Consider the following 22,299-nt stretch of genomic DNA (forward strand, 5'->3'; position numbering starts at 1 on the left):
TCCCCATGTGAGAGTAGGGAACTGCCAGGCATCAAATAAAACGAAAGGCTCAGTCGAAAGACTGGGCCTTTTGTTTTGTCTGTTGTCTGTCGGTGAGCGCGCTCCTGAGGAGGACAAATCCGCCGGGAGCGGATTTGAACGTTGCGCAGCAACGGCCCGGAGGGTGGCGGGCAGGACGCCCGCCATAAACTGCCAGGCATCAAATAAAGCAGAAAGCTCAGTCGGAAGGCTGAGCTTTTTGTTTTTGCGTTTTAACAAGAACCCCGTCCCGAAAGGTGCGGGGTTTTTTGCTGTGTGGGGTATGCCTCCCCGGTGGCGCTGCGCTTATCGGGGCTACGGATCCTGAGCCACAAAACCTGGTGCGCAGCACCGTCTCCAGGCAGACCACTATGCCGGTTCGCTACTATCAGCAATAATTATCACATTAATAGGTTATCTTGCCATTGCCCTTAGTAATGCTATGGTTTATCTTCCCTGCGTGATGTACCAATGCATCGCTCTCCTGACGGAGAAAATATTAAGCAACTCGCTTATCTTTCATCCTGTTAACTGGTTAAACATTAAATGAAAAAACCGCTAATTGGGATTCTGATTTTCGCTTATGGATTAAGCTCACCTCTGTTTGCTGCCGAAACCGCCAACCTAACGCTTTCCGGGCGGGTCGTGTCAGAAACCTGCAATACTGATATTGTGAATAAACAACTTCTGCAGCGCTGCGGAAAAAATACCTATCTCATTGCCTCGAAAAATATAGCGAATCACGCGCGTGGTGTGGTCACTCGTACAGTGAATTTATCCAATGATACGAGTCGAAAAATAATTATCAGCAGCTACGATTAAATATCTCTCTCTATTTCAGCGCTATTATATTGTGTTCTGCTAAATAATAGCGCTGCATCTTCTTCATATATATTAACGCGTTAGCGAAATTACGGAATTATTCCCGCCGCTGAATACATCACTCCCATTTATGGCGACAATGGGTATGCTTCTCGCCGGTTTTTTGGTTTAATGAGCGATATCATTAACACTTTGTTAACTTGATCTGGTTTATATGACAGCAAATTTGATATACAAAGAGGGATGATTGCCTGTATGGATGCTGCCCGACGTACCTTGCGTTATCTGCTTTGGTTATCGGCTGGCAATATGAGAATAGAAATGAAAATCCTGCTTAACTGGTCGCCGTTGCGCCGGCTCTTCACTTACCTTCAGGAGCGCTTTACCTTTCTGGTGCTGCTCTGCTGGCCAGCGATAATCTGGCTGTTCTGCCGGGTCGGCGTATGGCTTACGGATAACCTGTATGAACTGCTGGGGAAATCACCCGCCCAGTCCTTCACCGTCTATCTGCAGCCGTTTATGACCCCCGGCACGCTGCTGCGCATCTCCATCAGCTGGGTGGTGTTGCTGTTCATTCTCTTCAGCATGGCGATGGCCTTCACCTGGGGTCTGCGCCACTTTATGAACCGCCACAAATAAACCATTCGGGCCGCCGGAAGTCGACGGCCCTTCTTAAGCCCTTACGCCATTTGACCGATCGTTTTGCGAAAACGCAGCAGGGCGATAGTAAAGAACACCGCTCCGATAGCCAGCAAGGTTAAGAACTGCGGCCAGACGATACTGAAGCTGGCGCCGCGGTACAAAATCGCCTGCGCCAGACTGACGAAGTGGGTGGTCGGCATGGTCAACATGATATCCTGAACCAGCTGCGGCATACTTTCCCGCGGCGTGGAGCCGCCGGAGAGCATCTGCAGCGGCAGCAGCACCAGGATCATTAGCAGCCCCAACTGCGGCATTGAGCGGGCGAGGGTGCCCATAAAAATGCCGATTGAGGTAGTGGCGAACAGGCTGAGCGCCACCCCCAGCATAAACAGTAGAATCGACCCCTCAATGGGCACCTGCAACATCCCCTGTACCATCAGCACCAGCGACAAACCGGAGACCACTAGCACCACCAGCCCCATCGACCAGATCTTGGCCATCATGATCTCAAACGGCGTGACCGGCATCACCAGCAGATGCTCGATGGTACCGTGCTCGCGCTCGCGGATCAGCGCCGAGCCGGTGAGGACAATGGCCAGCATGGTGATGTTGTTGATGATCGCCATCACCGCGCCAAAGCGCTCCTGTTCCAGGTTAGGGTTAAAGCGCATTCTTATCGCCAGCTCTACCGGCAGCACGCTGTTGTCCCGATAGCGGGCAATGAAGCTGTTTACTTCGCCGCTAATAATATTCTGGATATAGCCGTTGCCGGTAAAGGCCTGGCTCATGCGCGTGGCGTCGACGTTGACCTGCACTTCCGGCTGGCGGCCGGCCAGCACATCGCGCTGGAAGTTAGGCGGAATATTGATGGCGAAAGTGTAGCGCCCGGCATCCAGGCCGGCGTCCATCTCATCGGCGGTAATCAGCTCCGGTTCGAGAAACCAGGGGCGGTAGAATGCGTTAATAATGCGTGAAGAGAGCTGCGACTTATCCATATCGGCAACCGCAATCGGCGCCAGGTGTAGCGAGCCGGGCATCACCGTGGCTGAGGAGTACACCGACACCGTAAAAGCAAACACGATCAACGCCAGCATCGCTTTATCACCCAGCAGGCTACGCAGCTCTTTGACGCCAAGATTATAAATATTGCGTAATCCGCGCATCACCCCTCCTGTTTCTTCAGCAGCAGCACGCTCAGCCCGAGCACCAGCGGCACTGCAATCAGTAGTGGAATAAAGGAGCCCCACAAATCGCTGAGATTCAGCGCCTTGGAGAAGGTGCCGCGGGCGATAGTCAGGAAGTGGCTGGTCGGGTAGATTTGCCCAATCCAGCGCCCGGGGCCTTCCAGCGACGCTACCGGATCGATCATCCCGGAGAACTGGGTCGCCGGAATTAGCGTAATGATGGCGGTGCCGAAGATGGCGGCGATTTGACTCTTCATAAAGGTTGAGATCAGTAGTCCCAGTCCGGTGGCGATGGTGACATACAGCAGCGCCGCCAGGCTCAGCGTCAGGAAGCTGCCCTTATGTGATACGCCAAAGACGAAGACCGACAGCGCACACAGCAGAAAAAAGTTAAACATTCCCAGCACGATGTAAGGCACCTGCTTGCCGAGCAGGAATTCGCTGCGGGTGGTCGGCGTCACGTACAGGTTGATGATCGACCCGAGCTCCTTCTCACGTACCACGCTCAGGGCGCTGAGCATCGCCGGGATCATCATCAGCAGCAGCGGGATCACCGCCGGGACGATGGCCGGCAGGCTCTTCACGTCCGGGTTATAGCGATAGCGGGTCTCGATGGAGATGAGCGAGGTATCGCGCGGCGGGCTGCTCTGCCGGCCGGCCATCTCCTGCAGCCAGGCGAGATGCATGGCCTGCACGTAGCCGCGCACCGTCTCCGCGCGGTTTGGCATTGCGCCATCCACCCAGACGCCGATTTGTACCGGCGTGCCGCGGGCGATATCGCGGCCAAAGTTCGGCGGGATCTCTATCGCCACCGCCAGTTCGCCGTCGCGCATCCGCCGGTCGAGCTCATCGTAACTGCGCAGCGGCGCCTGTTCGATGAAGTAGCGTGAGCCGGCGATATTCTGCGACCAGCCCTGACTGCTGAGGGTTTGATCGCGATCGAGTACCGCAAAGTGCAGATCCTCGACGTCCATGCTGATCCCATAGCCCATGATAAACATCAGGATCACCGTTCCCAGCAGCGCCAGCGTCGAGCGTACCGGATCGCGGCGCAGCTCCAGCGCTTCGCGGCGGCTGTAGCTGAACAGCCGTTGCAGACTGAAGGCCTGGCGCGGGGCCGCGCGTTCTGGATGGGATGCTGCAGCAGGCGCAGGTTCCTCAGGAACTGCGGCGGTTGGCTGCGCCTCCTGGAGCCAGGCGATAAACGCCTCTTCGAGGCTGGCGGCACCGCGCTGTTCGACCAGCGCCTGCGGCGTATCGCTGGCCAGTACCTTGCCGGCGTGCATCAGCGAGATGCGGTCGCAGCGTTCCGCCTCATTCATAAAGTGGGTGGAGATAAAAATGGTCACCCGATCCTGACGCGCGAGGTCGACCATCAGCTGCCAGAACATATCCCGTGCCACTGGATCGACCCCGGAGGTGGGTTCGTCGAGGATCAGCATTTCCGGGCGATGGATGACCGCCACCGCCAGCGACAGACGCTGACGGATGCCCAACGGCAGGGCGGTGGGCAGGGCGTCTTCCACCTCGCTGAGCATGAAGCGCTCGCTCATTTCCGCCACCCGACCGGGGATTTCGCCGTCCGGAATATGAAACAGGCGGGCGTGCAGTTCGAGGTTTTGCCGGACGGTCAGTTCGCTATAGAGCGAGAAGGCCTGCGACATATAGCCCACCCGCTGGCGGGTGGCGATATCCTTCGGATCGACCGGCTGGCCGAACAACCAGGCTTCGCCTTCGCTGGCGGGCAGCAGGCCGGTGAGCATCTTCATGGTGGTGGATTTGCCGCAGCCGTTGGAGCCGAGGAAGCCGAAGATTTCACCGCGCGCGATGCGGAAGTTAACGTGGTCGACGGCGACGAAGTCGCCAAAGCGCATGGTCAGCCCACGGGCTTCGATGGCGATCTCTTCCTCGCGGTCGTCGCGCGGCGGGATTACCACCGCCTTATGCGCCTGGCGCTGCGCTTCCGGTAGCAGGGCGATAAACGCCTGCTCCAGCGTCTGGCTGCCGGTCTGCACTTTCAGCTCCGCAGCGGTACCGGTCGCCAGCACCTCGCCGGCGTTCATCGCCACCAGCCAGTCAAAGCGCTCAGCCTCTTCCATATAGGCGGTGGCCACCAGCACGCTCATCTCCGGCTGGCGCTGACGAATGCTGTCGATAAGCTCCCAGAACTGCGCCCGGGAAAGCGGGTCGACGCCGGTGGTAGGTTCATCGAGGATCAGCAGCTGCGGGTCGTGGATAAGGGCGCAACATAAACCCAGCTTTTGCTTCATCCCGCCGGAGAGCTTACCCGCCGGGCGATCGCGAAACGGCGCCAGCCCGGTGCTCTGCAGCAGCTCGTGGATACGTGATTCGCGTTCGGCTTTATCATGGCCAAACAGGCGGGCGAAGAAGTCGACGTTTTCATACACCGAGAGGGTGTGATAGAGGTTTTTCCCCAGTCCCTGCGGCATCCAGGCAATCTTCGGGCACACCTCGTGGCGATGATGAACGTCGCGCATATCGCCGCCGAGCACCATCACGTTACCCTGCTCAATGGCCCGCGCCCCGGCGATGAGAGAGAGCAGGCTCGATTTGCCGACGCCGTCCGGGCCAATCAGGCCGACCATGCGCCGCGCCGGGATCGCCAGGCTGATATCCCGCAGCGCCACGGTGGCGCCGAAGCGCTGGCCAACGTTGTCCAGCCGGGCAATGGGGGGCGAGGTATCCAGTGGCGTCATTATCATTGCGGCAACCTCACCGTCAGGTCTTCAGGCCAGGAGTGTTGGTTATCCAGCCGCACGTAAGCCATGCCGGGCAGGCCGGTTTTGACATACTCCAGGTGCTGCGCCAGCAGCTCCGGCGGGATGCGCGCTTTGACGCGGAACATCAGTTTGAGACGCTCGTCGCGGGTCTCCACCGTTTTCGGCGTAAACTGCGCGACGCTGGCGACAAAGCTGATATTGGCCGGGATCACCAGATCAGGGGCGGCATCAAGGATCAGCCGCGCTTCGCTGCCAAGCGCCAGCAGGCCCGCCTGTTCGGTGGGCAGAAAGAAAGTCATATAGACGTCGGCGAGATCGACCATGTTCAGCACCCGACCACCGGCGGCCAGCACTTCCCCCGGCTCGGCGACGCGATACTGAATACGGCCGTCGCGGGGCGCCTTCAGCTCGCTATCGTCAATATCGGCAAGGATCCGCCGCTCGGTCGCCTGGGCCGCTTCGACGCGGGTTTGCGCCTGAATAATGCTGGTGCGGGCGGCCTCGATGGCGGCGCGGGCGGCGGAGACCTGGGCTTTCGCCGACTCCAGCGCCGCGCGGGCGCTCTCTGCCGCGGCGCGATCGTCATCCAGCTGCTGGGCGGAGACGGCGCCGCGCTGCGACAGGGCATTCGAGCGGACGTGACGTTTCGCTGTGGAGTCGAGCTCCGCCTGACGCTGCTTCACAACCGCTTCGCTGGCGCGCATTTCACTTTGCCGCTGATCGAGCAAGGCTCTGGCGGCCAGGACCGCGCTTTCCGCTTCCTTGATTTGCGCGGCGGCTTCAAGACGCTGCTCGTTCAGTACACGGATATCCATTCTCGCCAGTACCTCTCCCTGGCGCACGAACTGACCCTCTTTGACCAGAATGGTGTCGATACGTCCGGCGATTTTGCTGGCAATATCCACTTCGGTGGCTTCTATTCGTCCGTTGCTACTGGCGAAACCCTCCGGAAGGCCCGGCGGGCGCAGCAGCCACCATGCCGCGGCGGCGAGTACCACCAGTAAGCCGACAAAATACCCTGTCCAACGTTTCTTTATTTTGTCCATACGCGACTCGCTTGATTCCCTGTGCTGAGTGATACGCGTGTCTCCTCCGGCGGGCGGAGCGTCCTTCTTGCGAAGGACGAATAAAGGGGGGAAGGGCCGCTGACGCAGCGCTCTACCGCGTCGATGCGCAGCCGAACGCTGTACTACTTATGTGGTCATCATCAGCGATCCTGGCCTTAATGAAACACGCATAGTGAGAGCTACCGTTAACGCGATAGTAACATCCGCGGCGGGCTTGTCCATACGAAAGGCAGGGTCTTGTCGACGTGTTAACAAAATATCCACTACCGGCAACATTTCATCACCTCAGAACAGCACCGGCAGCCCCAGACCACGTTTCACCTCATGCAGCGTCTGCTGCGTCAGCTGGTGGGCGCGCTCGCTGCCCTGGCGCAGCAGATCCAGCAGCATCCCTTTATCCTGAATAAAGGTGGCTCGCCGTTCGCGGATCGGCGCCAGTAGCGCCTGCAGGCAGGTCTCCAGTTCATTTTTACACTGGCGATCGCCCAGCCCGCCGCGCTGATAGTGGGCTTTCATCTCAGCCACCAGTGCCTTATCGCTATGGAAAGCGTCGAGATAGGTGAACACCACGTTGCCGTCGACATGCCCCGGATCGCTGACTCTCAGGTGTGTCGGGTCGGTATACATCGCGCTGACCGCGCGGTGAATCTCCTCTTCACTGGCCGATAACGTCAGCGTATTGCCCAGCGATTTCGACATTTTGGCGTTGCCGTCGACGCCCGGCAGGCGGCTCACTTCGCTGAGGAGCGCCTTGCAGTGGCGCAGCACTGGCGCGCCGGTGAGGCTATTCATCTTATGGACGATCTCGTTGGTCTGCTCAATCATCGGTAGCTGATCGTCGCCCACTGGCACCAGCTCGGCCTTGAAGGCGGTGATATCGGCGGCCTGGCTAATCGGATAGGCAAGAAAGCCCACCGGCAGCGAACGGGCGAATCCTTTCTGGGCAATCTCATTCTTGACCGTCGGATTACGTTCCACGCGGGCGACGGTGACGATATTCATATACAGCGCGCTGAGCTCCGCCAGCGCGGGCAGGGCGGACTGCAGGCAGATCGTGGTGAGCCTGGGGTCAATGCCGACGGCCAGATAATCGGCCATCACTTCGAGGATATGGTGGCTAACTTTTTGCGGATTGCTGCCGTTGTCAGTGAGCCCTTGCAGGTCGGCGATCAGGATAAACTGCTGGTGGTCGTGCTGCAGCGCGACGCGCTGGCGCAGCGAGCCGACGTAATGGCCAAGATGTAGTTGGCCGGTGGGGCGGTCGCCGGTGAGAATGGTTTGCGGGTGGTTCATCAGGAACTCCTTATCAGACTGTTCAGCCGAAAGACGTCCTGAAAACACCAAAGCCGCCTTCCGGCGGCTTTGAAAATGGAAACGTATATCGTGCCGCCTGTTATGCAGGCAGCCACCAACGGCGGGGAAAGGTCACGATCGCGTTTCTGTTCATCTTTTTATCCTGCCACGAAACCATAGTGGGGTAAACCCCGTTTGGTAAAGTGCCCGGCGGCGCTGCGCTGGCGCGGGCCTACTGACTGCCCGTACAGGCCGGGTAACAGGATAAAACGACCGCTGTTACATGGTCGAGAAGACGTTCATGATCACGCCGCCGGAGATAATCAGCGCCATGGCGATAATGGCCGCCAGGTCCGGTTTCTGCTTATAGAGGATCATGGAGCAGATGGTGACGCCGACGATACCAAAGCCGCACCACAGCGAGTAGGCCACGCCCACCGGGATGGTGCTCATTGCGCGGGTGAGGGCGAAGTAGCAGAGGCCGTAGGCGCAGACCACCAGCACCGAAGGGGCCAGTTTGCTGAAACCGTTGGTCTTTTTGATCATCGAGGTGCCGGTGATTTCGGAGCCGATAGACAGCGCCAGCCATAAAAATCCGAGATTAAACATAGGGGGTATTCCTTTCCTGTTAGTTAGCGATGTTCTTATCCATGGCGGCGGCTGGCGCGGCGGGCGCCGCCTCTTCGCTCGCTTCGGAACCCATTTTCGAGAACAGGTTCATGATAATGATGCCGCTGGCGATCACCGCCATGCCGATGATGGCGGCGGTATCCGGGTGCTGGCCGTAGAATGCCATTCCCAGCGTCGAGACCACCAGAATGCCGGTGCCGGACCAGGTGGCGTACGCCAGGCCGACCGGGATATCTTTCACCGCCCTTGAGAGCGAGTAATAGCAGGTGCAGTAAAGCGCAATCAGCAGCCCGAGCAGCAGCATTTTGCTGCCGCCTTCGCTGCTACCGAACATTTTTAACGTCGAGGTTGCCGAGGTTTCGGAGAGGATAACCAGCAGCATCCATAACCAGCATTTTGTTTTCGAAGACATCGTTAAGCTCCAGGTTTTTCGTTGGGTAAGGTCATATCTTTCTGTTTTTTAAGTAATCAATGGCCGCATCGGTCAGCTGAGCGCGCGGGGCCGCCGCCAGCGCCGGATTATTCACCACGTCTGTGACGGTAAGATAACGGCGCGGTTCGCTGCTGGCGGCGGCCGGCGCGGTGGGCGCGTCCAGCTTCGCCAGCAGCTCATTCATGGTGCCGAGGAAGACGCCGCAGGCTTCCAGACGAGCCAGCGTGGCCTGCAGATGCCCGGCATAGGCGCTGCCGGCCTGCGCGCCGCGCAGCTGGTTGAGCTCGCTGTGCGGATCGCAGTGGTAGCGCAGGGCCAGAACCGGAATACCCGCCAGCAGCGCCTCGTGCGCGCAGCGGGAAACCGGATTGCGCAGGGTGCCGTTCAGCAGATCCGAGGCTTGCGGATAATCGAGAAAAGGCAGCAGTACCCCCCGCCATGGCGCTGACGGCAGGGCATCCTGCCAGGCCGATGACGGGATAATCTCGCCCACCTCTCGCCAGGCGGCGGCGTCGGCGAGACCCTCCTCCAGCGCGAGGCGCAGCGGATAGCCGCTTCCCGCCAGGCGTTGGCGGATAGCTGCGCGGTAGCCGTCAGCGGCGGTCACCATCACCAGTACCGGCGGCCGCAGGCGCTGCAAAATCCGCGCAACTACACCTTCAATCTGTTCGTCGGTCATGGCGAGCCTCCGTTAGCCGATGAGCGTCACCTGCGCGCCGTTTTTTAACCCGGCGGCATTGGCTTCTTCGGTGTCGATGTGAAATTCCAGCGCGAAGTCATCGCGCACCCGCACCACCACTTCATCGAAAGTCAGCTGGCGCTCGCCGTTGCTGCGCACGCTGACCTTCTGGCCATTGCTGACGTTGAGCTGGCGCGCGTCCTGCGGCGACATATGAATATGCCGCCAGGCGCAGATCACCTGAGAATGGAGCTCAACGTGACCGGCGGGGCCAATCAGCAGCGCGCTACCGGCATTCTCCAGTTGCCCGGACTCACGAACTGGCGCTTGAATGCCGAGCGTGAAGCAGTCGGCGCGCGACACTTCCAGTTGCGATAGCGGGCGGGTCGGGCCGAGGACGCGAACGTTGGTCAGCGAGCCCTTCGGCCCGACGGCGGTTACGCACTCCTGGGCGGCAAACTGCCCCGGCTGGCGCAGCGGTTTGAACGGCGTCAGGCTGTAGCCTTTACCGAACAATGCCTCGACGTCCTGTTGCGCGAGATGGACGTGGCGGTTGGAGATCCCCACCGGGATCGCCGGCGCCGTTGCGCTCAGGCGGGCGACGATTTTTTCGCGAAGCAAAGTGTCGATCATGACTTCTTCCCTTTCTTCAGCGCAGGGTGCTTATCTTCCGCTTCGTTCGGGATAGCGGGCGGAACGATGGGTTCCGGGGCGGTGATAACCACCGGTTCGTCCGTTGTTTCCTCGCGCGGAGGGTTGCCTTTGAGGTTGCTTAACGCTTCAACCACGCAGCGCTCCGGACGGGCAATGACCAGCGACTTCACGGTGTGCTCGGCGCCGGCAACCGCCACGCCGCGTTCTATAGCGGTGTGGATGGCGCTGATTTCCCCTTCAAAGCAGACGCTCACCAGCCCGGAGCCTGGTTTGCGATAGCCAATGCAGGTCACTCCCGCGGCTTTACAGGCGGCGTCGACGGCCTGAATGGCGGCGACCCATCCTCGCGTTTCAATTACGCCTAAACTTTTCATGGTCGGCTCCTGTTAATGGCGGACTAAGCGAATATCAAAATCAAATTGCCGGAAGAAGGCTTCCAGCCGGTCCAGTTCATCCGGTGAATAAGACGGGTCCTGGCTAATCGGGTAGGGCATATCCAGGCGTTCGTACTTTTTGCGTCCCAGCTGGTGGTACGGCAGCATGTCGATGCGGCGGATATTCCCGCGCTTCGCCAGCTTCTGTACGTAATCAATGGCGCCGGTAATGGCGTCGAATGAGTCGTTGTAGCCGCGAATGAGCGGCATACGCACAATGACGTTGGCGCCGGAATCCACCAGCCATTCGAGATTGCGGCGGATCCCTTCGTTGCCGATGCCGAGCATCGCCTTGTGGTGTTCGCTGTTAATCTGCTTAATGTCGAATAAGAAGGTGTCGGTGACCGGCGCCAGCTTCTGGTAGTTGGCAAGCGGGGTGGTGCCCTGGGTTTCGACGGCGGTGTTAATCATCATCTTTTTGCATTCGCGAAATAAGGCGACGGCAAAATCAGTTTGCAGGCTCATCTCGCCGCCGCCGATGGTCACGCCGCCGCCGGAGGAGATGTAGAAGTCGTAGTCCTGCATGATGATCTCCATCAGCTCGCTGACGGTGACGTCCTTGCCCATAATGTCCAGCGCGTTCTGGGTGCAAATCTCTTCGCATTTGCGGCAGCCGATGCAGTCTTTATGGCGGTCGACGAAGTGCTTCATTTCGCCGTTCTCTTCCGCCCGATAATGAATACCCGCCGGACAGACGCTGACGCAGTCGCCGCAGTTAATGCATTTGTCGTGCGAGAACATCACCTGGAACTGGCTGTTCAGCCCTTCCGGGTTGGCGCACCACGGGCAGCGAATGTTGCAGCCCTTAAAAAACACCAGCGTGCGAATGCCATCGCCGTCATAGATCGAATATTTCTGGATATTGAAAATTCGGCCCGTTAATTCTTGTTTTGCGATCACGCTTGCCTCCCGCTCCGTCCCGTTACGGGACGGAGAACTTCCGGTTATTTCTCAAATACAGCTCATTTAATTCTCTTTAAGAGAACTAGAACTTCTCAATCACCGTACGGCTGATGATCTCGTCCTGGACTTCTTTGCACAGCTCAACGAAGTAGGCGCTGTAGCCGGCGACGCGAACGATCAGGTCGCGGTATTTCTCCGGCTCCTGCTGCGCCTTCTTCAGCACTTCGTTATCGACATAGCTGAACTGCATCTGGCCATTGCCGAGAATCGAGGCGGTACGCAGCAAGGTAATCAGACCATGGCGACCTTCCGGGGTATCCAGCAGCCCTTTGAGGAATTTGAAGTTGTGCACCATGCCGATGTTCATGGTTTCCACGTTCATCTTGCTGACCGACTTGATAATCGCCGTCGGGCCTTGCTTATCCGCGCCCTGGGTCGGGCTGATGCCGTCGGAGAGCGGCATCCACGCCAGGCGGCCGTTCGGCGTGGCGTTGGTTAGCTCGCCGATGGGCGTGTTGTTGGAGATAGACAGGGTGCCGTGGCTGAGGGTCGAGTAGAGCATCTTGTACTTACGGCACTCTTTCTCGGTCCATTCGGTAATATCCAGCGCGTACTGGTCGACATAGTTATCGTCGTTACCGTATTTCGGCGCGTTCAGGCAGTCGCGGCGCAGCGCTTCGTAACCTTCAAAGTTGGCCAGCAGCGCATCGCGGATCTGCTCAAGGGTGTATTTCTTCTCTTCGAACACCAGCTTGCGGATCGCCGCCATCGAGTCGACGTAGGTCGCCAGACCGGAGAAAATCAGCCCCGGACCGTGGTTGACCATCGCGCCGCCGGCGGCGACATCTTTGCCGCTCTCCATGCAGCCTTCGACCAGTAGCGACATCAGCGGCTTCGGCGCCACATCGCGGTGGACGCGCTGGCTGATGACGGTGCCGATAGCCGACAGGCGCACGATATGGGCGATCTGCTGTTTCACCGCCGCGTCGAATGCTTCGAAGGTGCGCAGGTCGCGCAGGTCGCCGGTGTCCAGCCCCTGATAGCTATCGAACAGCACCATCCGCCCGCGGTTAAGCACGAACTCGATAGCGATAGGCCACTGGGTGTAGCCGGTGGAGGTCCACTGGTAGATGCGCCCGGATTTCTGCGGCTCAACGCAGCCCATCAGGCAGTAATCGCGGGCGTCTTCAAAATCGAAGCCTTTGCGCAGCATCATCTTGATGTGGGAGTCATCGAAGTGGCAGGCCGGGAAGCCCATTCCCGCTTTCACCACGTCGACGATTTTTTCCATGTATTTCTGCGGCGACTGGTTGTGGATACGGCAGGCCAGCGACGGCTGGTAAACCTTCACGAAGCGCACGGCGTCCATAATCAGATAGGTCAGATCGTTACAGGCATCGCCGCCGCTACGTTTCTGGCCGCCAACGGTGAGGTTGATAAACGGCTGATAACCCGCGAAATATTTCGCTCCCAGTTCGCTCGACATCCACATCAGTTCGGCACATTTGATGATAAACGCCTGCAGCAGCTCCAGTGCGGTGTCGTGGGTCAAGCGGCCTTCGCGGATATCGGCTTCGAACATTGGATAGCAGTACTGGTCGACGCGCCCCAGCGACAGCCCGGTCTGGTTCTCTTCGATTTCAAACAGTGATTCGACGGTCCAGATACTCTGCAGCGCTTCCTGCAAGGTCTTCGGCGGATTGGCCGGCACGTTTTCGTTGACGTCGGCGATGGTCAGCAACTCGGCGCGGCGCTGGGCGTTTTGCTCTTTAGCCGCCAGTTCGCGGGCATGGGCGGCGATGCGGCGAGCGTAGTTGACCACCCCTTCGCAGGTTTCAATCGCCGCTTTGTAGTAGTAAATGCGGTCGATATCTTCCGGGTTTTCCATGCTCAGGCTGGCCAGATGCGCCTCGGCATCGGCTTTAATGCCGTTCATCCCTTTGGTGAACAGCAGCACGTCGTAGCCCGGGCAGGTATCGCCGCCGCCGTTAATCTGGTGATAGGAGAGGTCGCTGACGAAGGTCTCGCCGCTGAAGGCCCAGACGCCAGCCTCACGGTATTGCGCTTCGCAAATCTCATCCAGCGAACGGCCTTCCCAGAATGGGACGATCTCTTCGCGAATGGTTTTTTTATCCGCTTCGCTGATCTCAAACGGATCCTGCGGGCGGGTGCTCATGGTGTCGAGCTCGTCGCGCACCCAGCGCCAGGCGATATCCGGCGAGAAGGCGCCCGCGCGCGGCTTGCCGCACGGATGGCCGACGATCAGCTCATCGTCCTGAATCAGAATCGGCGCGGTTTCGCAGGCGTGGCGGAAGGCTTTCGCTCGCAGCAGAATGGTCGGCATGCCTGGGTTAGCTTTCACCACTTCGGTAAAGGCCAGCGCGCGATAGATAGAGACGCTCGGGCGTACCGTCAGATAGTGGTTACGCAGACGCTGCATACGCGGGGTTAACCCTTCCATCACCGGCGTGTCGGCGCAGGCGGCGAACGGCGCATGGCTGACCTGTTGTGCGCCGCTAAACAGACGCACCGGCAGATTCAACGCGCTGAGATTGCGCTGGGCGCTGATGAACATCGCCGAGAGTTCGTTCACCTCGGCATGGTCAAAAGCGGCGCCATGCAACATGGCGTCGAGCATCGGATAGCCGTCAATGGCGCAGGCGGCGCGGACTTCGCTCAGTTCCGCCAGCTTGAACCACAGGCACTCCACGAGCTCATACGCCTGCTGGGTATTCAGCGCGCCGCTGTTGATATCGCGCTGGAAGTAAGGCAGCAGCGCCTTGTCCGCCCCTTCCGGGTTGACTGCATAGCTGCCGTTATCCAGCTGGAGCGCCAGCTGGAACAGATAGAACGCCTGGCAGGCTTCTTTGAAATTACGCGCTGGATGGGCCGGCACGTGGTGGAGAATGGCTGCGCTATCGAGCAGCTCGGCTTTGCGATAAGCATTGGTCTCCGCCGCCGCCAGCTGCTCGGCGCTGTTGGCCAGATTTTGCGCCAGCGCCAGCAGGGCGTCGCAGGCGTAGATGGCGGCGCGGCAGCCGTTGACTTCATCCATACCGCTGCGGCTGACCGCGCTGCCGAGTGCGCGGGATTTCTCTTCCAGCTGGTGCTTAATCGCCAGCACCCCTTTTTCGACCACCAGCCGGTAGTCCGGCGAATCCAGATCGCTGTTGAGGTTGAGGAACTGGAAAGCCGATGGGCGACGGGTCGCGTTTTCGTCATGGAAAATCGCCCCGTGCGGTTTACGGCTCTGGTTGCCGACAATGAGTTCGTCGGGGCTGATGGTCAGCGGCAGCTGGCGCATCAGTTCATAGAAACGGCGCGCCGGTTTAACGGCGGCGGGAACGCCCGCGATATCGCCATCCAGGGCGTTCAGCGTGGTGGCATGTTCGGTGCACAGCGTGCTTTTCTGGGCGAGTAAACGGTCTGCCAGCACTTTGACGCGCGGCGTTAAGCTGTAGTGTGCCATGGGTAAGGTTCTCCAAATCTTGTTATCAGTGGCCCTGAGCGGCGTTGCCGGTCCATGCCCGGCGATAGAGTTCGGTCAGTGCGTGAGCATCCGGCGCGCGTGGGTTCGTCGGAGTACAGCTGTCGCGTAACGCCTGGCCGATCATCTCCGCCAGCCGTTGTTCAAACTCGTCTGCAAGGACGCCGGTATCGCGGATGCCGGCCGGCATGCTCATTTCGTCTTTAAGCGCCTGAATGGCGACCAGCAGGCTGGTGACGCCCTGGCGGGTAGTGGCCGCAGGCAGATCCAGCAGATGGGCTAGTCGGGCATATTTGCGGGCGGCATCGGTATCGCACAGCCCGTGATAATCAGCGTTCCAGGCGACGACGTGCGTCATCAGCAGGGCGTTGGCGCGGCCATGGGGCACGCGGAAGACGCCGCCGAGGGCGTGGGCCAGGCTATGGGTGATCCCCAGCGACGCGTTGGTGAAGGCCATCCCCGCCATGCAGGAGGCGTTGTGCATCTTTTCGCGCGCCTGCAGGTTGTCGCCGCTGCGCCAGCAGGTTGGCAGATAGCGAAATACCTGCTGCACCACTTTCTCCGCCAGGGCGTCGGAAAAGTCGCTGGCGGCGCGGGAGACGTAGGCCTCAAGGGCGTGACACAGCACGTCCATGCCGGTGTCGGCGGTAATTGCCGGCGGCACCGAAGCCACCAGCGCCGGGTCCAGAATGGCGATATCCGGCAGCAATGACGCATCCACCAGCACCAGCTTTTCCGCGTTGGCTTTCACCACCGAAAAGGCGGTGACTTCCGAACCGGTACCGCTGGTGGTCGGGATGGCGATGAAGCACGGACGGGGACGGTCGGCCAGCGGACGGGTTTGCGCCAGGGAGAAAATAACCGCTTTGGCGGCATCGATTACCGAACCGCCGCCGAGCGCGATAACCAGATCCGGGTAGTGGTTATCCATCAGCTTCATACCGCGCACCACGGTGGCGATATCCGGATCCGCCACCACGTCGTCCCACACCTGCCAGGCGATCCCGCGCTGGCGCAGCAGGGCGGTGACGCGCTCGGCGAGGCCAAACTTCACCATCGCTTGATCGGTCACCAGCAGCACGCTGCGGGCGGAAAGTTCGTTCAGCACCGAGAGGGCGTCCTGACCGAAGCAAATCCGCGGTTTCAGTAAAAATTCACTCATTGGGCTATTCACTCCTGTTCGGCGTCCCGAAACACCTTCTCAACAATGGCGACCACCGACATCGCTTTGTAGCGGTCTTTATTGAGCGCGAAATACTCTTCCGCCAGCACGATGTCGTGCATACCGGCGCCGACGTTATCGATGGCGACCCAAGTCTGGTCCTTCATCGGCTGCTGTTTGTCATCTAAGCGAGTGATCAACAGCAGGTTGCTGCCGCGCAGCTCATCGCATTTTTGCGTGGCGACAACATGGCCGGTCACCTTTGCGAGAATCATCGTTATATCGCCTTATATCAGTGCGTTACTTAGCAAGGCGCTCCAGCACCTGGCGGATAACGCGTTCCACGTTTTGCTCGTTGATTGCGCCTTCCGCATTCGCTGCGGCGCCTGGGCTGGCGAAGCGGTCATCGCTGCCTGCCGGGTGTGCTGGCGCAGCGCTGGCCGGAGCGTTGAAACGCACGTCATCAAGAATGCTGCGCTGCGGATCGCTCGCCGGCGTGACGATGGTCGGCTGTGGCTCAGGGCGGCTGCCCGGCGCGCGAAGCTCGTCAATCGACCGCACGCCGTAGCCGACTTTGCGGATATTGAGCAGGTTCATCGGGCCGACGTTGTCGGAGCTGGAGCCGCCGCCGACCGCGCCGCAGCCGAGGGTCAGCGCCGGGGAGATATTGGTGGTGGCGCCGATGCCGCCGAGCGCCGCCGGGGTGTTGATCAGGATGCGGTTGACCGGTTTTTCGAGGCTGAACTGGCGGATGACGTCCTGGTTGCGGGTGTGGATCACCAGCGTATGGCCGAGCCCTTCATTAGTCAGCAGCTCTACCACGCGGTGGCAGGCGGCTTTCCAGTCCTCAGCCACGTACAGACCGAGTACCGGGCACAGTTTTTCGCGCGAGTAGGGGTTTTTCGGTGAGACGGTGGTCTGCTCGGCGATCAGCACTTTGGTGCTGGCCGGGACGCAGAAGCCGGCCATCTGGCTGAGGTACAACGCGGTTTTACCGACCACTTTCGGGTTGATGGTGCCGTTCGGGCGCAGCAGCAGCGCCGCCATTTTCGCCGCTTCATCTTCATTCATGAAGTAAGCGCCCTGCGCTTCCAGCTCGCGGTGAACCTCATCATAAATGCAGCCTTCGACGATGATCGACTGCTCGGAGGCGCAGATCACGCCATTATCGAAGGTTTTGCTGGTGATGATATCTTTCACCGCGTGGTGGATATCGGCGCTGCGTTCGATAAATGCCGGGCCGTTGCCCGGACCGCCGCTGATGGTCGGGGTGCCGGACGCGTAGGCCGCGCGCACCATGCCTTCGCCGCCGGTGGCGAGGATCAGCGAAACGTCTTTGCTGTGCATCAGCTCTGAGGTGGCTTCGAGGGTCAGCTGGGTGATGCCGTCAACGCAGCCCTCCGGCGCGCCGGCCGCTTCCGCCGCGCGTTTGACGATCTCAATCGCCTTCCAGCTGCACTGACGCGCGCCCGGATGCGGGGAGAAGATAATGGCGTTACCGGCCTTGAGGGCGATCAGCGCTTTGTAGATAACCGTAGAGGTTGGGTTAGTTGAGGGGACCAGCGCGCAAATCACGCCCAGCGGCACGCCCACGTCCATCACTTTTTTTACCGGGTCGTCATGAATGATGCCAACGGTCTTCAAATCTTTGATGGCGTCGTAGACGCGCAGCGAGGCGAAGCGGTTTTTCAGCACTTTGTCCTGCCAGTTGCCAAAACCGGTCTCTTCCGCGGCCATTTTCGCCAGCGCTTCGGCGTGGTGCGCTGCTTCCTGGGCCACGTTTTTCACGATGGCGTCGATTTGCTGCTGCGAAAAGGTGGCCAGCATTGCCTGCGCTTTTTTGGCGTTGCGCACCAGTTCCCGGGCGTTCTGCCGGGACTGCAAATCGTTATCCAGTTCAATCATGAGTCTATCCTTCATCAGACGAAAAGAGTGGGGACGGGGCGTGCCCTGTCAGGTCATGCTTTGTGCTGCGCCGCGATTTTTTCGATGTCGTTATGGGGACGCGCGATGACGCGAGAGCTGACGACTTCGCCAATGCGTTTCGCCGCTTCCACGCCGGAGTCGACCGCCGCGTTGACCGCGCCGACGTCGCCTTTCACCATCGCGGTGACGAGGCCGGAGCCGACGTTTTCATAGCCGATCAGTTCGACGTTGGCGGCTTTGCACATCGCGTCCGCGGCTTCAATACAGGCCACCAGACCTTTGGTTTCGATAAGACCAAGCGCTTCTTTCATCAGGTTTCTCCGTTAGTCCGCAATTTTGTAATGCGAGACGATTTTGTTGATGTCGTTATGCGGACGGGCGATGACCAGCGAGGTCACCACTTCGCCAATGCGCTGGGCCGATTCGACGCCGGAATCCACCGCCGCTTTCACCGCGCCGACATCGCCTTTCACCATCGCGGTGACGAGGCCGGAACCGACGTTTTCATAGCCGATCAGTTCGACGTTGGCGGCTTTACACATCGCATCCGCTGCTTCAATGCAGGCCACCAGACCTTTGGTTTCAATCAGACCTAATGCATCACCCATTTGCGTTCTCCTGGCCTTCAGGCCTTGTGTTTAATGACGATTTTGTTGATGTCGTTATGCGGACGCGCGATGACCAGCGAGGTCACCACTTCGCCGATGCGCTGCGCCGATTCCACACCGGAATCCACCGCCGCTTTTACTGCGCCGACGTCGCCCTTCACCATCACGGTGACGAGGCCGGAGCCGACGTTTTCATAGCCGATCAGTTCGACGTTGGCGGCTTTACACATCGAGTCCGCTGCTTCAATACAGGCCACCAGACCTTTGGTTTCGATAAGCCCCAATGCATCACCCATCGTGATCTCCTCCAGAACAGGTTTTGTGATTCGGGAAAACCGTCCGCGTAACGGCATCAACACGCGGAAGCGGCGTTCGGGGTTCACTATAGGGAATGGGGAGGGAAGTGAAATTTAAATCCGTGTAGATGAATATTTTAGTGTTTTGTTCTGCAATTTAGCCTTATTTAGACTTCTTTTTATATTTTCATTCTGTTTTGTGCGTATTGATTTTTATGATGATATGGCGCTTTTTTAGGCTCTTTATCGGCGGGAGATGAATGTTAATAAGATGCTAATTACTTGCCTGCGGTTGGTAATATAGCCGCGTGATAATTGTGGGTATGCTCAAGTTCTCGCGTCGAAGCTAAATGCAAAACGTGCGCTTTTAGCATCCAGGGAAAAGGGGCATTAATGGAGCGTGAGCGAGGGCGCATTTTCCTCGCAGTGGTACAGGGGGGACGGGTTAATTAAGCGTGCTGCCGGACTTCAGCGTGCAGATGTAGAGCGGTGAGTTGATAGAGCTCAGCAGGATAGCTTTGTCGTTAAGCTTTTGCGCATTGAGGAACAGGCCGTCGTGGCTGTCGGACATCTCGCGCATGAAATAGTCGAAGATGACATCCGGCGATTCATCGATGGACGAGGCGCTGGATTCCCATTTCTTGATGCGGTAGTGGCGCTCGGTCGCCGAGATGCGCTGGCTGGTGTAGCTGAATTTGACGTAACGCTGCAGGTAGAGCCAGCCGGCGGCAGAATCGGTATAGCCTTCCACTACCATCGACCCGTTGCCATTGGCGGCAAAATTAAAATGGATATTGCCGTTCACATTCTCTTTTTCCATGTTTTCAAAACGCATGATCGCTTTGGTGGAGCAGCTCATCACGCCGTCGTTGGCATCCGGCAGCAGGCGCCAGGCGCTAAACCCGGCGGCGGCGATAAACGCGAGGGCAGAGAGGGCGAAAAAGGTGCGGGGCGCGAGTCTCATTGCGGCTTCCAGGAGTAGTAAAAGTAGTTATCGCAATAGCTAAACGGGTTGTCTTCGTGCATCGCGCAGTGGGCGAGAAATACCCGGCCCAGGCCGTTGGTCTCCAGCCGGTCGCCATAGAAGAAAACAAAACGCTCCCCCGGCTTGCAGCTGAGCTTCAGCCGCTGACGCACCTCATCAAAATTCTTCCCGTAGGCCGTCGCCGAGACCGAACGCAGCATTTCATCGCTGGCGAGCAGTTCGCACTGGCTGTGGTTCATCAGCGTCAGATTAATTGGCCGGGCGACGTGGGTTCCGGCAAACGTGAATGCCACCAGAAGCAGGGCGATGACCAGCAGGCAGCCGCCGGCCAGATACCAGCACATTCCGCGCGCGTGTGGTGAAGCGGCAGGCGGTATGGTTTCCCTTCCTGCCCCGGCGGGTTCGCCAGGCGGCGCGGCCGGGCTGGCGACATCGGCCAGCGCCGGCCCGGCGTCGAGCAGTTCGATGCTGAGATCCTGATTCAGCTGCAGCATGCCGCGCGACACGGTGACGATAATGTTATCGATATCGTAGTGGCGGAAAGTTTTGCGCAGCATGCTCAGATACTGGTTGAGGTTGCTATTGGAAGAAGTTAAGCCGTTATCGTCCCAGACTTTTTTCAACACTTCATCGCGACTGACCACGCCGGTATGGCGGAGAAAAAAATAGAGCAGCGCGCTGGCGGTGATGGATAGCTGGCTATCTGGTTCATCGCTGCCGGGCAGGGTTAGCGTGCCGTCTGTTGCATCATAAATGAGACGGGCATTGATGTTGTAGCGCATCGCGGCCTCACTCTATTCGCTTCATGCGGGAAGCGTCATTTTGGTCAGATCGTTCACCAGCGACTGGCGATGTTCGCTGCTCATGGTGCGCCCCTCGGTCAGCTCCGATAACCAGATACCGTCGGCGGCGTAGCGTACCAGGGTACCGGTTGGGCCGTTATCCAGCGCATCGCCTTGCGCCAGATGATCCAGCATCCAGTCGCGCCAGCATTTTCGCAGCACCGGTTCGTCCGGCATCGCCAGCGACAGCACCATCAGCTGACGGCTTTCGTGCGTGTCCGTCAACTGCGGATTGGACAGATAGTGCAAATAGGCCCGGGTAAAGCGTCCGTAAGCGATGTTATCGGCGGCCATCAGTTCGCTAATCGCCTTTTCCATAATCGCCAGCAGCCTGGCGAACAGAGCGAAAATCAGCGCCTGCTTATTGGGAAAATGGTGCAGGAGGCCGCCTTTGCTGACCCCAGCCTCGCGGGCGACAGCGTTCAGCGACAGGGCGGCGATACCGTCCCGGCCGGCAATCATCGCCGCCGATTCAAGCAGCTGACGGTGGAGACGGACGGGATCTTTTTTACGATGCTGGGCTTCCATGTTCATGGCCGGAATCATACCGACCAGACGGTATGATTATTTTTGATCGCTATCAATATGAGAGGCAGCTTCGCGCGACGGGATGCCGTTAATGCGTGGAGGCTCACAAATTGTCATATTAATGAAAGCGATAACCCGGAAGGGCTATCGCGTTGAGGTTTATTTCGTTGCCAGGTGCACCGCCAGGCCGCTTTGCCCCGGCGCCAGCTCCGGACGCAGCGTTAGCGATGGGATCAGGTAGTCGCCATGATTTTGCCGGCGAAATGGAATGGGCTCGGTTTGCCACAGCGTGTCCAGCCGCTCGGCCAGGGTGGCGCACTGGTCGGCGAACTGCGCGGCATCGGTTTTGTCCGTGCGGTAAAACACCAGCGGCGGAAGCACCTCGAAACCGGGATAGAACAGCATACCGTGCTGAATGGGGAACAGAATGTCGTCGATGGGGCCATTGATCCCGCGCGGTGAATAGTGTTCCGCCCAGCCGCCAGCGGTGACGATCAGCATCGCTCGCTTGCCGACGAAGGTGCCTTCCCCATAGCGATCGCCCCAGTGGCGGTCGCTGTGCTCGCCGACGCCATAGGCAAACCCCCAGGCGTACACCCGGTCGATCCAGCCTTTCATGATCGCGGGCATCGAGAACCACCACAGCGGAAACTGAAAAATCACCGTATCGGCCCACAGCAGCTTTTCCTGCTCGGCGGCGATATCCGCGCTTTGAGTACCTTGGGCAAAGGCCTGTTTAGAGTCCAGGGTAGGACGCCAGAACTCGCCGACCGGCGGCGCGCCGCTGTCGTCGGCGTCATACCCGGCCTTCCAGCGCATGGCGTAGAGATCGGAGACCTGGACTTCATGACCGGCCTGCAGCAGATGACGGATGGCGAAATTTTTGAGTCCGCCATTGAGGGAGCGCGGTTCCGGATGGGCGTAAATCAGCAGTACTTTCATAACATCACCTCTGAAGTGGGAAG

The 22,299-nt window shown here is 59.1% G+C and carries 24 protein-coding genes; 2 read left to right on the forward strand and 22 right to left on the reverse strand.

Going from position 1 to position 22,299, the window contains the following annotated elements; all coding sequences use genetic code 11:
* Nucleotides 1-258, reverse strand: a 258-nt coding sequence (locus ABLV76_RS16520) for a hypothetical protein (RefSeq protein WP_348878388.1), incomplete at its 3' end; no start/stop codon positions are given.
* 306 nt (nt 259-564) lie between these two features.
* Between ABLV76_RS16520 and ABLV76_RS16525 the strand changes: the two genes are divergently transcribed.
* Nucleotides 565-840, forward strand: a complete 276-nt coding sequence (locus ABLV76_RS16525) for a DUF2574 family protein (RefSeq protein WP_064151036.1) — start codon at nt 565-567, stop codon at nt 838-840.
* A gap of 321 nt (nt 841-1,161) precedes the next feature.
* Nucleotides 1,162-1,479, forward strand: a complete 318-nt coding sequence (locus tag ABLV76_RS16530) for a hypothetical protein (RefSeq protein ID WP_004204117.1) — start codon at nt 1,162-1,164, stop codon at nt 1,477-1,479.
* A 41-nt stretch (nt 1,480-1,520) separates the two neighbouring features.
* Here the strand turns inward: ABLV76_RS16530 and ABLV76_RS16535 are convergent, their stop codons facing one another.
* From ABLV76_RS16535 to ABLV76_RS16635, 21 genes are all read right to left on the reverse strand, one after another.
* Nucleotides 1,521-2,645 (reverse strand): ABC transporter permease, encoded by a 1,125-nt coding sequence (locus tag ABLV76_RS16535; RefSeq protein ID WP_023319637.1) that lies wholly within the window; start codon nt 2,643-2,645, stop codon nt 1,521-1,523.
* Entirely contained in the window at nt 2,645-5,389 is a 2,745-nt protein-coding gene (rbbA, locus tag ABLV76_RS16540; protein WP_348878389.1) for a ribosome-associated ATPase/putative transporter RbbA, read from the reverse strand. Before rbbA ends, ABLV76_RS16535 begins: the two co-directional genes overlap by 1 nt.
* A complete protein-coding gene (locus ABLV76_RS16545) occupies nt 5,386-6,453 on the reverse strand; it encodes an HlyD family efflux transporter periplasmic adaptor subunit (protein ID WP_043522395.1) in 1,068 nt (355 codons plus the stop codon). Before ABLV76_RS16545 ends, rbbA begins: the two co-directional genes overlap by 4 nt.
* A 306-nt stretch (nt 6,454-6,759) precedes the next feature.
* Nucleotides 6,760-7,767 (reverse strand): tryptophan--tRNA ligase, encoded by a 1,008-nt coding sequence (gene trpS / locus ABLV76_RS16550; protein ID WP_004204121.1) that lies wholly within the window; start codon nt 7,765-7,767, stop codon nt 6,760-6,762.
* Nucleotides 7,768-8,046: 279 nt separating this feature from the next.
* Entirely contained in the window at nt 8,047-8,376 is a 330-nt protein-coding gene (locus ABLV76_RS16555; RefSeq protein ID WP_004204123.1) for a multidrug efflux SMR transporter, read from the reverse strand.
* Nucleotides 8,377-8,395: 19 nt separating this feature from the next.
* Entirely contained in the window at nt 8,396-8,809 is a 414-nt protein-coding gene (locus ABLV76_RS16560; protein ID WP_017899148.1) for a multidrug efflux SMR transporter, read from the reverse strand.
* Nucleotides 8,810-8,840: 31 nt separating this feature from the next.
* Complete coding sequence (locus ABLV76_RS16565) at nt 8,841-9,509, reverse strand: hypothetical protein (RefSeq protein WP_004204125.1); 669 nt, start codon at nt 9,507-9,509, stop codon at nt 8,841-8,843.
* 12 nt (nt 9,510-9,521) lie between these two features.
* Nucleotides 9,522-10,142, reverse strand: coding sequence for a phosphate propanoyltransferase (locus tag ABLV76_RS16570; protein ID WP_004204126.1), 621 nt, complete (start codon nt 10,140-10,142; stop codon nt 9,522-9,524).
* A complete protein-coding gene (locus ABLV76_RS16575) occupies nt 10,139-10,537 on the reverse strand; it encodes a BMC domain-containing protein (protein WP_348878390.1) in 399 nt (132 codons plus the stop codon). The genes ABLV76_RS16570 and ABLV76_RS16575 overlap by 4 nt, the downstream gene beginning before the upstream one ends.
* A 12-nt stretch (nt 10,538-10,549) precedes the next feature.
* Entirely contained in the window at nt 10,550-11,497 is a 948-nt protein-coding gene (cutD, locus tag ABLV76_RS16580) for a choline TMA-lyase-activating enzyme (RefSeq protein ID WP_048322873.1), read from the reverse strand.
* An 85-nt stretch (nt 11,498-11,582) separates the two neighbouring features.
* Nucleotides 11,583-14,969 (reverse strand): choline trimethylamine-lyase, encoded by a 3,387-nt coding sequence (gene cutC, locus ABLV76_RS16585; protein ID WP_064189448.1) that lies wholly within the window; start codon nt 14,967-14,969, stop codon nt 11,583-11,585.
* Nucleotides 14,970-14,994: 25 nt separating this feature from the next.
* Nucleotides 14,995-16,149, reverse strand: coding sequence for a 1-propanol dehydrogenase PduQ (locus ABLV76_RS16590; RefSeq protein ID WP_348878391.1), 1,155 nt, complete (start codon nt 16,147-16,149; stop codon nt 14,995-14,997).
* An 8-nt stretch (nt 16,150-16,157) separates the two neighbouring features.
* On the reverse strand, nt 16,158-16,424 hold the full coding sequence (locus ABLV76_RS16595) for a EutN/CcmL family microcompartment protein (protein WP_049116152.1): 267 nt from the start codon (nt 16,422-16,424) through the stop codon (nt 16,158-16,160).
* 25 nt (nt 16,425-16,449) lie between these two features.
* A complete protein-coding gene (locus ABLV76_RS16600) occupies nt 16,450-18,054 on the reverse strand; it encodes an acetaldehyde dehydrogenase (acetylating) (protein ID WP_101994389.1) in 1,605 nt (534 codons plus the stop codon).
* Nucleotides 18,055-18,107: 53 nt separating this feature from the next.
* Nucleotides 18,108-18,386: a BMC domain-containing protein gene (locus tag ABLV76_RS16605; protein WP_004146125.1), complete on the reverse strand. Its 279-nt coding sequence runs from the start codon at nt 18,384-18,386 to the stop codon at nt 18,108-18,110.
* A 12-nt stretch (nt 18,387-18,398) separates the two neighbouring features.
* Nucleotides 18,399-18,683 (reverse strand): BMC domain-containing protein, encoded by a 285-nt coding sequence (locus tag ABLV76_RS16610; RefSeq protein WP_002442227.1) that lies wholly within the window; start codon nt 18,681-18,683, stop codon nt 18,399-18,401.
* A 17-nt stretch (nt 18,684-18,700) separates the two neighbouring features.
* Nucleotides 18,701-18,979, reverse strand: coding sequence for a BMC domain-containing protein (locus tag ABLV76_RS16615; RefSeq protein WP_004182810.1), 279 nt, complete (start codon nt 18,977-18,979; stop codon nt 18,701-18,703).
* Between the two features lie 445 nt (nt 18,980-19,424).
* Nucleotides 19,425-19,943, reverse strand: coding sequence for a FidL-like protein (locus ABLV76_RS16620; RefSeq protein WP_004204137.1), 519 nt, complete (start codon nt 19,941-19,943; stop codon nt 19,425-19,427).
* Complete coding sequence (locus ABLV76_RS16625) at nt 19,940-20,746, reverse strand: winged helix-turn-helix domain-containing protein (RefSeq protein ID WP_032455482.1); 807 nt, start codon at nt 20,744-20,746, stop codon at nt 19,940-19,942. The genes ABLV76_RS16620 and ABLV76_RS16625 overlap by 4 nt, the downstream gene beginning before the upstream one ends.
* A 21-nt stretch (nt 20,747-20,767) precedes the next feature.
* Complete coding sequence (locus ABLV76_RS16630; RefSeq protein WP_017899140.1) at nt 20,768-21,352, reverse strand: TetR/AcrR family transcriptional regulator; 585 nt, start codon at nt 21,350-21,352, stop codon at nt 20,768-20,770.
* 141 nt (nt 21,353-21,493) lie between these two features.
* On the reverse strand, nt 21,494-22,276 hold the full coding sequence (locus tag ABLV76_RS16635; protein WP_023319649.1) for an NAD(P)H-dependent oxidoreductase: 783 nt from the start codon (nt 22,274-22,276) through the stop codon (nt 21,494-21,496).
* Nucleotides 22,277-22,299 lie beyond the last annotated feature (23 nt).

The sequence above is a fragment of the Klebsiella sp. GB_Kp047 genome (genome assembly GCF_040065235.1).
Taxonomy (GTDB): Bacteria; Pseudomonadota; Gammaproteobacteria; order Enterobacterales; family Enterobacteriaceae; genus Klebsiella; species Klebsiella quasipneumoniae.

Coding starts and splice junctions, on each gene's coding strand:
- ABLV76_RS16525 (WP_064151036.1), top strand. CDS start 565: ATGAAAAAACCGCTAATTGGGATTCTGATTTTCGCTTATGGATTAAGC.
- ABLV76_RS16530 (WP_004204117.1), top strand. CDS start 1,162: ATGAAAATCCTGCTTAACTGGTCGCCGTTGCGCCGGCTCTTCACTTAC.
- ABLV76_RS16535 (WP_023319637.1), bottom strand. CDS start 2,645: ATGCGCGGATTACGCAATATTTATAATCTTGGCGTCAAAGAGCTGCGT.
- rbbA (WP_348878389.1), bottom strand. CDS start 5,389: ATGATAATGACGCCACTGGATACCTCGCCCCCCATTGCCCGGCTGGAC.
- ABLV76_RS16545 (WP_043522395.1), bottom strand. CDS start 6,453: ATGGACAAAATAAAGAAACGTTGGACAGGGTATTTTGTCGGCTTACTG.
- trpS (WP_004204121.1), bottom strand. CDS start 7,767: ATGAACCACCCGCAAACCATTCTCACCGGCGACCGCCCCACCGGCCAA.
- ABLV76_RS16555 (WP_004204123.1), bottom strand. CDS start 8,376: ATGTTTAATCTCGGATTTTTATGGCTGGCGCTGTCTATCGGCTCCGAA.
- ABLV76_RS16560 (WP_017899148.1), bottom strand. CDS start 8,809: ATGTCTTCGAAAACAAAATGCTGGTTATGGATGCTGCTGGTTATCCTC.
- ABLV76_RS16565 (WP_004204125.1), bottom strand. CDS start 9,509: ATGACCGACGAACAGATTGAAGGTGTAGTTGCGCGGATTTTGCAGCGC.
- ABLV76_RS16570 (WP_004204126.1), bottom strand. CDS start 10,142: ATGATCGACACTTTGCTTCGCGAAAAAATCGTCGCCCGCCTGAGCGCA.
- ABLV76_RS16575 (WP_348878390.1), bottom strand. CDS start 10,537: ATGAAAAGTTTAGGCGTAATTGAAACGCGAGGATGGGTCGCCGCCATT.
- cutC (WP_064189448.1), bottom strand. CDS start 14,969: ATGGCACACTACAGCTTAACGCCGCGCGTCAAAGTGCTGGCAGACCGT.
- ABLV76_RS16590 (WP_348878391.1), bottom strand. CDS start 16,149: ATGAGTGAATTTTTACTGAAACCGCGGATTTGCTTCGGTCAGGACGCC.
- ABLV76_RS16595 (WP_049116152.1), bottom strand. CDS start 16,424: ATGATTCTCGCAAAGGTGACCGGCCATGTTGTCGCCACGCAAAAATGC.
- ABLV76_RS16600 (WP_101994389.1), bottom strand. CDS start 18,054: ATGATTGAACTGGATAACGATTTGCAGTCCCGGCAGAACGCCCGGGAA.
- ABLV76_RS16605 (WP_004146125.1), bottom strand. CDS start 18,386: ATGAAAGAAGCGCTTGGTCTTATCGAAACCAAAGGTCTGGTGGCCTGT.
- ABLV76_RS16610 (WP_002442227.1), bottom strand. CDS start 18,683: ATGGGTGATGCATTAGGTCTGATTGAAACCAAAGGTCTGGTGGCCTGC.
- ABLV76_RS16615 (WP_004182810.1), bottom strand. CDS start 18,979: ATGGGTGATGCATTGGGGCTTATCGAAACCAAAGGTCTGGTGGCCTGT.
- ABLV76_RS16620 (WP_004204137.1), bottom strand. CDS start 19,943: ATGAGACTCGCGCCCCGCACCTTTTTCGCCCTCTCTGCCCTCGCGTTT.
- ABLV76_RS16625 (WP_032455482.1), bottom strand. CDS start 20,746: ATGCGCTACAACATCAATGCCCGTCTCATTTATGATGCAACAGACGGC.
- ABLV76_RS16630 (WP_017899140.1), bottom strand. CDS start 21,352: ATGATTCCGGCCATGAACATGGAAGCCCAGCATCGTAAAAAAGATCCC.
- ABLV76_RS16635 (WP_023319649.1), bottom strand. CDS start 22,276: ATGAAAGTACTGCTGATTTACGCCCATCCGGAACCGCGCTCCCTCAAT.